This is a genomic window from Chryseobacterium sp. CH21, assembly GCF_004119445.1.
GTDB lineage: Bacteria > Bacteroidota > Bacteroidia > Flavobacteriales > Weeksellaceae > Chryseobacterium.
Genome location: NZ_QICI01000072.1, coordinates 1 through 12443, shown reverse-complemented (window position 1 = coordinate 12443; position 12443 = coordinate 1). Strand labels below are relative to the sequence as shown.

The 12443-nt window shown below is 36.0% G+C and carries 9 protein-coding genes; 5 read left to right on the top strand and 4 right to left on the bottom strand.

Annotated elements, in window-relative coordinates; all coding sequences use genetic code 11:
- Window positions 1-104 precede the first annotated feature (104 nt).
- From secA to BOQ62_RS15730, 3 genes are all read right to left on the bottom strand, one after another.
- A complete protein-coding gene (gene secA / locus BOQ62_RS15740) occupies window positions 105-3179 on the bottom strand; it encodes a preprotein translocase subunit SecA (protein ID WP_129040967.1) in 3075 nt (1024 codons plus the stop codon).
- A gap of 123 nt (window positions 3180-3302) precedes the next feature.
- Complete coding sequence (locus tag BOQ62_RS15735; RefSeq protein WP_002662059.1) at window positions 3303-3524, bottom strand: DUF2795 domain-containing protein; 222 nt, start codon at window positions 3522-3524, stop codon at window positions 3303-3305.
- Window positions 3525-3660: 136 nt separating this feature from the next.
- Entirely contained in the window at window positions 3661-4689 is a 1029-nt protein-coding gene (locus BOQ62_RS15730) for a GDP-mannose 4,6-dehydratase (RefSeq protein ID WP_129040965.1), read from the bottom strand.
- A 76-nt stretch (window positions 4690-4765) separates the two neighbouring features.
- Here BOQ62_RS15730 and BOQ62_RS15725 point away from each other — a divergent pair, with 76 nt between their 5' ends.
- Genes BOQ62_RS15725 through BOQ62_RS15715 form a run of 3 tightly spaced genes read left to right on the top strand, consistent with a single transcriptional unit; the run spans window position 4766 to window position 9327 of the window.
- Window positions 4766-5821, top strand: coding sequence for a DUF389 domain-containing protein (locus tag BOQ62_RS15725; RefSeq protein ID WP_129040963.1), 1056 nt, complete (start codon window positions 4766-4768; stop codon window positions 5819-5821).
- Between the two features lie 35 nt (window positions 5822-5856).
- Window positions 5857-6654 carry a DUF2797 domain-containing protein gene (locus BOQ62_RS15720; RefSeq protein WP_129040961.1) on the top strand — a complete coding sequence of 266 codons (798 nt, stop codon included), beginning with the start codon at window positions 5857-5859 and terminating at the stop codon, window positions 6652-6654.
- 27 nt (window positions 6655-6681) lie between these two features.
- The gene (locus BOQ62_RS15715; protein ID WP_129040959.1) at window positions 6682-9327 is read left to right on the top strand and encodes a hypothetical protein; all 2646 of its coding nucleotides are present in this window, start codon (window positions 6682-6684) and stop codon (window positions 9325-9327) included.
- A gap of 115 nt (window positions 9328-9442) precedes the next feature.
- Here BOQ62_RS15715 and BOQ62_RS15710 read toward each other — a convergent pair whose 3' ends face one another.
- On the bottom strand, window positions 9443-9793 hold the full coding sequence (locus BOQ62_RS15710; protein WP_129040957.1) for a hypothetical protein: 351 nt from the start codon (window positions 9791-9793) through the stop codon (window positions 9443-9445).
- A 175-nt stretch (window positions 9794-9968) separates the two neighbouring features.
- On the opposite strand from BOQ62_RS15710, the gene BOQ62_RS15705 reads away from it, so the two are divergent.
- On the top strand, window positions 9969-10163 hold the full coding sequence (locus BOQ62_RS15705) for a hypothetical protein (protein ID WP_121486877.1): 195 nt from the start codon (window positions 9969-9971) through the stop codon (window positions 10161-10163).
- A 121-nt stretch (window positions 10164-10284) separates the two neighbouring features.
- Window positions 10285-11331, top strand: a complete 1047-nt coding sequence (locus BOQ62_RS15700) for a PA0069 family radical SAM protein (protein ID WP_129040955.1) — start codon at window positions 10285-10287, stop codon at window positions 11329-11331.
- Window positions 11332-12443: the final 1112 nt, after the last annotated feature.

The following is a 12443-nucleotide window of genomic DNA, read 5'->3' as shown; positions in this document are numbered from 1 at the left end:
AAATAATAAGCTTGACATTTATCATGAAATATTATATATTGAATAACAAAAAACCGCTCTAGTCAATGCCAGAGCGGTTTTTATATTATTTTATTAAAATTTTCTTAAGCCGGGATTTCTCCTTTGTATAAGAAAGAAATAATTTCTTTGTTTAATTTATCGATCATTTCACTGAATAAGTGGAAAGATTCCTGCTTATAGATTACCAACGGATCTTTCTGCTCGTAAACAGCTCCTTGAGAAGATCTTCTTAAGTCATCCATCTCACGAAGGTGAAGCTTCCAGTTTTCATCGATAATTGATAAAGTGATGTTCTTTTCAAAATCGTTCACTAAGCTTTCACACTGAGTATCATAAGCTTCTTTAAGATCTGCTACGATCGTCATTGTTTTGTGCCCGTCTGTGAAAGGAACCTGGATCATTTTAAACATTGAACCTTGATTTTGGTATACATTCTCAATGATTGGGAATGATTTTTCTTTCAATAGGTTCAGCTTCATTCTGTAATCTTCCTGAGCTGCTTTGAATAAGATATTTGTCAGATCCTGAACGTTTTTATTATTAAAATCACTTTGAGAAACCGGAGATTCCATTGTGAATGTTTTAATGATTTCGTATTCAAAATCTTTATAATTTCCTGATGCTTTTCCTTTCGCAACGATAGAATTGGCAACATCAAAAATCATATTCGTGATATCATATTTCAAGTGGTCTCCGAATAGAGCATTCTTTCTTCTCTTGTAGATTACGTCACGTTGTTTGTTCATTACGTCATCATACTCAAGAAGTCTCTTTCTTGTTCCGAAGTTATTTTCTTCCACTTTTTTCTGAGCTCTTTCAATAGACTTACTGATCATAGAGTGCTGAATTACTTCTCCTTCTTTATGACCCATTCTGTCCATCATTTTAGCAATTCTTTCAGAACCGAACAAACGCATTAAGTTATCTTCAAGAGATACATAGAACTGAGAACTTCCCGGATCTCCCTGACGTCCCGCTCTACCTCTTAACTGTCTGTCAACACGTCTTGAATCGTGCCTTTCTGTACCGATGATCGCCAGACCTCCTGCATCTTTTACTTCTTTAGAAAGCTTAATATCCGTACCACGACCTGCCATATTGGTTGCAATGGTTACAACTCCCGGCTGTCCTGCTCCAGCTACAATCTCTGCTTCTTTCTTGTGAAGCTTCGCGTTTAGTACCTGGTGTGGAATTTTTCTTAACTGAAGTGCTTTTGAAAGCAACTGAGAAATTTCAACTGAAGTAGTCCCTACCAATACTGGTCTTTTTGCTTCTGTTAATTTTTCTACTTCTTCAATTACAGCATTATATTTTTCTCGGTTCGTTTTGAAAACTAAATCTTGTTTATCATTTCTTAAAATAGGACGATTGGTAGGAATTACCACAACGTCCAATTTGTAGATTTCCCAAAGCTCACCAGCTTCAGTTTCAGCAGTACCGGTCATCCCCGCAAGTTTGTTGTACATACGGAAATAGTTCTGAAGGGTGATTGTTGCAAAAGTTTGAGTCGCTGCCTCAATTTTTACATTCTCTTTTGCTTCAATCGCCTGGTGAAGACCATCAGAATAACGACGTCCCTCCATGATACGACCTGTCTGCTCATCAACGATTTTTACTTCACCATCAATGACTACATACTCGTCATCTTTTTCAAATAATGTGTACGCTTTCAAGAGCTGACTCATCGTGTGAACACGCTCAGATTTTTCAGCAAAATCAGAGAAAAGTCTTTCTTTAGCTTCAAATTCTTCTTCTTTAGAAAGGTTTTTAGCTTCTACTTCAGCAATCTCAGTTCCAATATCCGGAAGTACGAAGAAGTTAGAATCAGAGTTACCCTGAGACATGTATTCAACACCTTTGTCTGTAAGATCTACCTGATTGTTTTTCTCCTCGATTACGAAGTAAAGATCTTTATCTACAATCGGCATATCACGGTTGTTGTCCTGCATATATTGTGCTTCAACTTTCTGAAGCAATGCTCTGTTTCCGCTTTCCGATAAGAATTTAATTAATTGTCTGTTTTTTGGAAGACCTCTGTACGCCTGAAGTAATTTGAAACCTCCTTCTTTTGTATTTCCTGCAGCGATTAATTTTTTCGCTTCATTGAAAATAGTAGAAACGGTCTTCTTTTGTACTTCAACAATTCTGTCGATAGAAGGCTTAAGAACATCAAACTCCTGTCTGTCTCCCTGAGGAACCGGACCAGAGATGATCAATGGTGTTCTTGCATCATCTACCAATACAGAGTCCACTTCATCCACGATCGCAAAGTTCAGTTCTCTTTGTACCAATTCTGAAGGTGATGTCACCATGTTGTCTCTCAGATAATCGAAACCGAATTCGTTGTTCGTTCCGTAAGTAATATCTGAGTTGTATGCTTTTCTTCTTCCGTCTGAGTTCGGCTGGTGGTTATCGATACAATCGATAGACATTCCGTGGAACTGATAAAGAGGACCCATCCAAGCGGAGTCTCTTTTTGCAAGATAGTCGTTCACGGTTACAACGTGTACTCCTCTTTCCGGAAGTGAATTTAAATAAATAGGTAATGTTCCTACCAAAGTTTTACCTTCACCGGTTGCCATCTCAGCAATTTTACCGCTGTGAAGGATAACCCCTCCGATAAACTGAACATCATAGTGGACCATATCCCAAACTACAGGAGTTCCGGCAGCGTCCCATGAGTTTTTCCAAACAGCTGTGTCTCCCTGAATGCTAACGAAATCTTTTCCTGCAGCAGCAAGTTCTCTGTCCCAATCGCTTGCAGTTACACGGATTTCCCCATTCTGAGCCCATCTTCTTGCCGTTTCTTTGATCAATGCAAAAGCTTCGGGAAGAACCTGAATCAGAACTTTTTCTTCAATTTCGTATGATTCTTTTTTAAGAGACTCAATTTTGGTAAAAAGAGCTTCTTTTTCGTCAACGTTGGTTGAATTTTTTATCTGCTCTTTTATCTGTTCTATTTGAGCTGTGATCTTGCTGGTTGCAGATTTTATATTCTCTTTAAACTCAGCCGTTTTTTGTCTCAACCCATCATCTGACAATTGTTGAATGTTAGGTTCCACAGCTCTGATTTTTGTTACAACTTTTTTTACTTCTTTTAGGTCCTGCGCTTTCTTGTCTCCCAAAAACCCTTTAAGAACTTTGTTTAAAAAACTCATAAATTTTTTGCTTTATGCTTAATGCAAAATGCTTTAAGCGTTTTAAATAACACTTATCGTGTAAATTAATATATAAAAAGGGCAAAAAAGCTCTAAGCACGCAGCCTAAAGCTTATCGCTTTATTAATATTCGTCCTCGTTCCAAAGGAAATCCTCGTCGGTAGGATAGTCACTCCATACTTCTTCGATAGATTCATAAATTTCTCCTTCATCCTCAATTGCCTGAAGGTTTTCTACTACTTCCATTGGTGCACCAGTTCTGATTGCGTAGTCAATAAGCTCTGCTTTTGTCATTGGCCAAGGTGCGTCACTTAAATATGAAGCTAATTCTAATGTCCAGTACATAATTTTCTAATTTTTTGCAAAAGTATAAAAATAGGTTGTATAATAAACTTTTTTATACTTGATTTTCAATTCTTTTTATAATTTTTTCTTATAAATGGCTGTCACAAACTGACTGGCAGCTGTGTCAGCAATTTACTTAATGTCGTTTTCTCAAAAACCATTCCACAAATTTTTTTATGCCATTTTGGAAGTCTGTGGCCGGTTTATAGCCAATTAAACTCATTGCTTTGGTAATATCGGCATTTGTTTTTGTGACATCTCCCGGCTGCATTGGCAGAATTTTTTTGGAGGCAGTTTTTCCAAGTGCATTTTCTATGGTGGTCACCATCTCAGATAATGTGATCACCTGGTTTTCTCCGAGATTAAGAATTTCATAAACTCCGGAATTGTTTTCCAGATAAAGGATAGACTTGGTAATGCCGTCAATAATATCATCTATATAAGTATAATCTCTGGCTGTGCTTCCATCCCCATAGAAAGGAATTTCCTGATCTTCTGAAATAAGCTTTACAAATTTGTGTATGGCAAGATCCGGTCTCTGTCTTGGCCCATATACGGTGAAGAATCTAAGCTGGATGATATCTATATTATATAATGAATGGTAAACATGTCCTATGATCTCACCGCTTTTTTTAGTTGCCGCATAGGGGGAAATAGGATTATCAACATTATCTGTTTCTGAAAAAGGAATTTTTTCATTGTTTCCGTAAACACTTGAAGAGGAGGCGCAAATGAATTTTTTAATATTGAAATCCTTACAAAGTTCCCAAAGATTCATAGTACCGCGTACATTCACTTCTTCGTACTCCAGAGGACGTTCAATAGAAGGGCGCACACCAGCAAGGGCTGCCAGATGAACTACCATATCAATAGGATGATTTTTAAAGATATTTTCTAAACCTTTTTTGTCCCGGATATCCTGCCAATAGAGGGAATATTGATCAGAATGAGTAAGGGAAACCAAATGCGGGATATCGGTCTCTTTATCTGAGAATTCAAAATCCGAATTTTTACCGATTGACTCTAAAGTATTTTTAATTTTTACCTGATAGTCATAGAAATCATCAAAATTGTCAATGTTTATGACAGAATGTCCATTTCTTAATAATTTCTCTATTAGGTGGGAACCAATAAAACCGCTTCCTCCGGTTACAAGATAATTCATTTGTTGATTTTAATTGACAAATTTATTAATAAAACTTGAATGACGTTTTTATACTTTTGTCAGAAAATATAAATTAATGATAAATCTTCAAAAGCTATTTGTACTTCCTAAAGAAGAAGAAGAAGAATTTACATTTGGAGAGATAGAGGAAGGCATTTATTTCCGCGGTCACAATCTTTGGCTTCTGGTAATTTCTATGGGTATTGCCTGTATTGGGTTAAATGTTAATAGTCCGGCTGCGGTAATTGGTGCAATGCTTATTTCTCCATTAATGGGACCGGTTGTTGGAATTGCATTTGGGTTTTCTATAGGAAACAATGGGCTTATAAGGCTGGGTGTTTTTAACTGGCTTTTGATGATAGTAGTGGCCATCTGTTCTTCCACATTATATTTTCTGGTTTCTCCTTTTCATTCAGAAACTTCACAGCTTGAAAGCTTTAAAGCGGCAACTATTTTTGACTGTTTTTTAGCGTTGCTTGGAGGGCTTGCATGGTTCTTGGGGATTGTAAGGAAAGAAGCAATCAAAGTTATTGCAGGGGTGGCCGTTTCTACAGCATGTATACCTCCTTTGTGTACAGCAGGATTTGGTATTGCCAATGGAAACTGGGAATATTTTTGGGGGGGATTTTATTTTTATCTTATCAATTGTTTTTTTATTGCGGTGGGGACCTGGATACTAAGTCTCGTATTAGGATATCAAAAATACTACAGAGAAAAAAACAGCAATAATCGTAAAGTTTCTGTATGGATAAGCTTGCTTTCCGTTATTATTTTGATTCCAAGTATACTGCTTACCAAAAAAAAGTGGGAGAAAGAAACATTGAAAGAGAGGTCGGAAAAATATATCAGAATTATCAAGGAAAGCCATCCTGAGCTGGCTATTATTAATCATGAGTCATTTAAAGAAAAAAAACAGAATTTTTTAAAAATCACCCTTTTGAATGACAGTATTACCATCAGTAAAAAAAGACTGGATGAGCATAATGAATTAGTAAAGGATATTCATCTGATATGGCAGTATTCGCCTCAGTCAAAAAATATAAATAATCCGGAATTGCAAAAACTTCAAAGCCAGATAACTGCTCTGAAAAAGGAACTGGACCAGATTAAAGCGCAAAAAAAGATCAAATAAAATTTCTATATTTACTTATACTTAAAAACATCATTATGCAGTTTCAAGGGCAAATTTTAAAAATGACAAGCTTCGACGCAAAACCCATTCAGTATTATCTTAATCTTTCAGGAGATCTGATCCATATGAATGAGCTGTTTGGGAAGGAGTTAAGCATCAAACATACAGGGTTCCAATGTGTAAATTGTGGACTCAATAAGCCTATTTACAGAATGGGATTCTGCAAAAGTTGTTTTTTTGAAAGCCCTTATGCCAGTGATACCATTATACGTCCGGAACTTTCTACAGCACATTTAGGAGTTGCAGAACGTGATCTTGAAGTGGAAAAACAAATTCAGCTGCAGCCACACACCGTTTATCTGGCGTATACCGGAGATGTAAAAGTAGGAGTGACCAGAAATACACAGATTCCTACAAGGTGGATTGATCAGGGTGCAACTTTTGCATTACCCATTGCAAGAACAGAGAACCGCTATGAAGCAGGAATGATAGAAGTTGCTTTAAAAGAACATCTGGCAGATAAAACCAACTGGAGAAAAATGCTGCAGGATGATTTTGAAGGAGAAATAGATCTTGCAGACTTCAGACAAAAGATAAAAGAATATTTCCCTGAAGATTTTCAGAAATTTTACAGTGAAGGTGAAGAATTGTGGGCATTCGATTATCCTTTTGAAAAACCAGAGAAAGTAAATTCATTTACTTTAGATAAAAAACCTGAATTTACAGGGAAACTTACAGGAATCAAAGGACAGTATCTTGGATTTGAAGGAGGAAACTTTATCAATATAAGAGGACATGAAGGATATGTAATTGAGCTTGAAATAAAGAATTAATTTATACAAAAGACCAAATCACAGAATATGAGGAAATGGGTTAAAAGACTATTAATAAGTTTCGGGATCCTGGCAGGAATTCTTCTTGCTGCGAATTTCGGACTGAATATATGGCTTAAAACCCAACTTCCCGAATATATAAAAAAGAATACAAACTATAAAGTTTCCTACAAAACCTTGGATGTGGATCTGGGAACAGGAAATATTTTCGCAACTGGAATCTCAGTAAACAGCAAAGATCCGCAAAATACAGACGTTATCGGTTTACAGGGAACTGTTGACACTTTGAAGATAAGCCGCTTTGGAATTTATGATGCTGTTTTCAATAAAAGAATCAGCTCATCGGATGTATTGCTGGCAAGACCTGAGCTAAATATTGTTCTTGCAAAACCCCGTGATCACAAAACCGGAAAGAAAAAAAATCCGTTCTTACTTGAAAATATAAGGATCCACGATGGTAAATTTGCCGTTTTCAAGCATACTAAACAGAAATTTGTATCCGTACAGAAGCTGAATTTGTTGGTAGAGAACCTGCAGATGATAGAAGAATCTGTAGAAGATAAATTACCCATCGAATTTGACAGCTATAGCATCAAGGGAGAAAAGTTTTTTGTACGTCCCAATGAAACATATGCCATTACCGTAAATTCTGTGAATACTACAGATGGACAAATGTCTGTTGAGAATTTCAGATTGACTCCGCTGCTTTCCTTTGCTCAGTTTAAAAAGTTTTACCCTAAAAAATCTCAACTATTTGCATGTAATATTCCCAAAATGGAATTTAAAGACGTTGTGCTGAAGAAAAATAAAGTCTCACTTACCAACGCAGATTTTCAAAATCCAATCTTTACAATATATAATACGGGTATAAAAACCAAAAAGAATAACAAAGAATCAAACTTTGAGATTGATTTAAATAATTTTAAACTCAATAATGCTGTAGTACAGATCAACAAACCGGATGGAAATAAACTCTTGTCTGTCGGAGCATTGAGTTTAAATATCAGTCAGCTGATATTCAATAAGGAAACTTCAGAACAAATCATTCCTTTCGGATATAAAGATTTCCTGCTTTCCGGAAAGGATATTTTATATTCTAACCATCAGAATATTGCGATCAGAAGTCTTGCCTTGAAGCCTGCAAACGGTGAAATTCTGGATGCCGTATTAACACCAGGCTCTTCTGCAATCGGAAAAACAACAATGGATCTAAAAACAGATCATATTGCTTTTAATATCAATAAACTCGAATTTGTTGATAAAAAACTCAATCTGGACATCAAAGATATTCTTGTAAATAATATAAACGGAACCATCAAAGCTGGGGAGAAGAAACAAAATAAAACTTCCGGATCAGAGATTATACAGTCACTTATTGTAAGAAAAATGTCTTTGAAAAATTCAAATATAATTTATGAGAGCGGAAAACAGCCTTTAGCGTTTCATGACTTGAATGCCACCGTAAATAATATTGAATTATCACCTAAACCCAATCAATCTGGGCTGTCTTTTAAAGTAAAAGACTATTATCTTACCACCAGAAACCTGGCTTATAAGACACAATTTTATAACATGAGCCTGGGGCTTCTAAAGCTCAATAAGAATAAAGTGCAGATTAGTAATTTTGTCATGAAACCTCTCGTTTCGAGAGCACAGTTTATCAAAATGATACCCGTTGAGAGGGATCTGTATGATCTGAAAGCTGCGCAAATAACAGCAGAAGGAGAGTGGGAGCTGTTTTCTCAACATAAAATGGTGAATGCTTCCCACGTAAGCATTGAGTCGGCAAACGCCAATATTTTCAGAAGTAAAATCCCGAAAGACGATCCCAAAATAAAGGCCTTGTATTCCAAAATGCTGCGATCCATTAAAATTCCGATGACAATTCAGAATCTCGATCTGAAAAATTCTGTCCTGGTATACGAAGAAGATACTCCGGAAAGTATGGGGCCGGGAAAACTCACTTTCAGTAATTTTAATATGAAGGTCAAAAACCTGAATTCCGCTAAAATAAAAGGAAAGCCCATAAAAGTGGATATTAAAATCAATTGCTCTTTCATGAACCTGTCTCCGCTTTCTGTCAACTGGAACTTTGATGTGGCCGATCAGAACGACGCATTTGCCATCTCCGGAAAAACCACTAATCTTCCGGCCAGTGGAATCAATCCTTTTATCAGACCTTATCTTCATGTGACAGCTACTGCAGGAACAATTCAGGAAATGCTCTTTAATTTTAAGGGAAATCCTGCTGGATTACACGGAACTTTTAATCTTAAGCATAAAGACCTGAAAATTGCAGTATTAAATAAAAACAATAACGAGAAAAAAGGCTTCCTGACAGCTGTAGCCAATATTTTTATAAAATCAGATTCAGGGAGCTACCCGGAATCTGTTGCTGTAGAAAATGTAGAACGCGATCCCACAAAGTCTTTCTTCAATCTCTTCTGGAAAGGAATAGAGCAGGGATTAAAGAAAACGTTGATTGGTGCTAATGTAGAAAAAACAGAAATGAAGGTGAAAAATGCAGTGTCTTCTGTGAAAGAAATGAAGCAGTCTGTAAAAGAAATAAAACAGGAGATCAAAAATAAAACCTCCAAACCAAAAGAAGAAAAAAAAGAAAAGAAAGGTTTCCTGAACAATATATTCAGAAAAAAGGAAAAATCTGAAGAATAATTCTTTAAACCATTAAGATCAGATCGAATCATCGATTATTGAGTCTATAGAAGTAAATCGGTTTTAATTAAAATAAACTTAATGGTTTAAAAAATCAATATAAAGAAGAATTTACTCAGAAATTAAATTCATCGCTTTCCAATACAGGAATATCTCTCAGAAATTTATCAAACTCTTCACCGGGATAATTGCTGTCTGCTCCGTAAGAATCTATAATCATTCCACGGTTTCCCGCATTATCTTTTACCACATAAAGTACCGCATTATCATCAGGATTACTGTCTCCTTCGAAACGATATGTTTTTAAAATAACCAACTCTGCAGGCTGATAAACTTTGTCCGAATTTTCAAACTTCATTTCGCATTTTTCATTCATCCTGAATTCCCTTTGTATTCCTCTCTCAGAAAGTGTTTTCATGACTTGGCTTAAGGTGGTCATTGCATCAAAATTTCCTGAATTTTCCATAATAATATTTTTGTTGTTAAGTACAATAATTAAACCATTACAATTTTTAAATATAAGAAAAATAGCAGATTGTAATTTTCCTAAAAATAAAGTTTAATGTTAACAAAATTTATAATTTGAAAAAATAAAAGAGGTATGCTTTTTGCAATGGTATCAATAATAAATCAGAGAAAATATGAAAAAAGAAGTTGGAGTTTTACTGGCGGGGGGAGTTGGTCTTTTGGCAGTATTAAGCTTAATTAGTATTAAAAAAATTTTAACGAAAAAAGATAAAAAATATAGTGATTCCTATTCAGATTATCACAGACACTTTGATGAAAAGAACCACGACGACGAAACACACGGCGTGGAATTTTACGCAATGAAGTAGTAAAAAAATATATTTAATTATGTTTAAATCCAACACTTTTGAAAGTGTTGGATTTTTTGTGGAAAACTTTAATGTTAAAACTCATTATTTTATAAAAATTCCATTCTAATTTTACATCGGAATGCAAAACGAAAATTTCATAAAAGGTCAGGGAGCTCAGCGAAACGTTGTCAATCGTTTCGACAAGTATACCTATGAGCCAGAAGAAGAAGATTTCGAAACCGTAAAGACTTCTTTCACTGAAGTATTTCCCAAAACCATTGTTAATCAGGTCAAAAGTGAAGATCTGCCGATGGAATATTCCATGAATCCTTATCAGGGATGTGAGCACGGATGCTCTTACTGTTTTGCGAGACCTACCCATGAATATTGGGGCTATAGTGCCGGAATTGATTTTGAAAGAAAAATCATGGTAAAAAAGAATGCTCCCGAATTGTTGGAGAAATTTTTTCAAAAAAGTGGCTATAAAGCTGCCCCGATTCTGTTATCCGGAAATACAGACTGCTATCAGCCCGCTGAAAGACAATTTGAAATCACCAGGAAATTACTGCAGGTTTGTCTTGATTACAGACATCCTGTCAATGTTCTGACAAAAAATGCCTTGGTTTTAAGAGACCTTGATATTTTAAAACCTATGGCAGAACAGAATCTGGTATCAGTCTCTCTAAGTATTCCAACCATCAATGAAGAGCTGCGGCGAAAAATGGAGCCAAGAACAAGCTCTGCGAAAAATAAATTAAAAGCAGTCGAAATCCTTTCCGAAAACAATATCCCTGTGCATGTAATGGTAGCACCTATCATTCCCGGGCTCAACAGTGATGAACCATTGAATATATTAAAAGCCATTTCAGATGCTGGAGCTTTAGGATTCGGATATACCTTGGTGCGGCTAAATGATACTGTTGAACCGGTTTTTGTTAACTGGATTGAAGCTCACTTTCCGGACAGAGCGCAGAAAGTCTTAAATCTTATCAGATCTATGCGAGGTGGGAAACTAGGCGATAAAAGATATTTTGAAAGACAAAGGGGAGAAGGGAATATCGCAGAAATGATTCACACAACTTTTAAAATAGGAAAAAAGAAGTTTTTTGAAGGGAAGGAATTTCCAAAACTTTCTACCTCCAATTTCACCGGAACCCGTGATCAGCAATTGAGATTGTTTGATTAATCATAATGTATGAAGCGATTCTACATATATTATATATAGTATAAGTAAAATCCTTTTTCAACATTGCTATATTAATGATCATTTGATAATGAGATTGGCTCCCAACATTCATCATATATAAGGAACAGCTATAGCCTTTCCACTCCCACACCGTCTTATTCTCAAACCTACTCACCCTTGCCCTCTCGAACTCTCAGGCCCTCTCACTCTCGAACATTCTCAGGAGCTTTATCCTGCTATCCATTCATACTCCTCGCACCAGCCGCTCCCGTACCCAAACCCTCTCACGCTCCCACCCATACTGCGGGGTAACCATTTCTATCAGGGCTAGGGTAGGGAGGCCAATGATGAATGATGAGCTTCGGGGTTCGGGTTTTAAAGTTACGAGTTTCTGGTTGTGGGGTTTGAATAATCAGTCTGAAGTTCTTACATCTATAATTGCTATACAATAACCGGTGTACAGATACATCACTCTATTCCCATTGTGTCATTCCGCAGGAATCCAGACTTATTGATGATAATCTTAAAGGAAGCAAAATGACAGTAGTATAATGTCAAAGATTTTTTAGCCGTTAGTATTAGCAGTGTCATGCTGAGCTTAGTCGAATTATTTTACTTATGATAAATTCCTTTTTGTTATTTTAATTGTATGGAAAAGGCTTTGTATAGACTCCTACTGAGTGACAATGCTGTCTGGGCTATAGAATAAGTGTATTCTGTACTATCAACCTTTCTCTCTTATATATAGATCCATTATCCTCTGTGCAAATCCGTGCGATCTGTGGTTATTTGTACCTGACAATTCAATAGAAGCGGTCTATAATCCTGAGTTTAGAGGAATGGATCCCGTTTAATAAAAAAAACTTGTTGGCTCCCCAACTTAGAAACGAATCTTTCTGGAAAGAGATCTCCTCTTATATATAGGATACCTTTCATTACTCATTACTCATTACTGATGAAACCCCCTCTCATCCCCAAACTCTCCCCCTCTCAAACCCTCAAACCCAACCCCTCAAACAAATGTTTAAAATTTTTCTCCTTGCTATCCAGCGATTTAGGGTTTAATATTACAAAATAGTAACATTTATGTTAAATAAAGTTGTTTTGCTTAG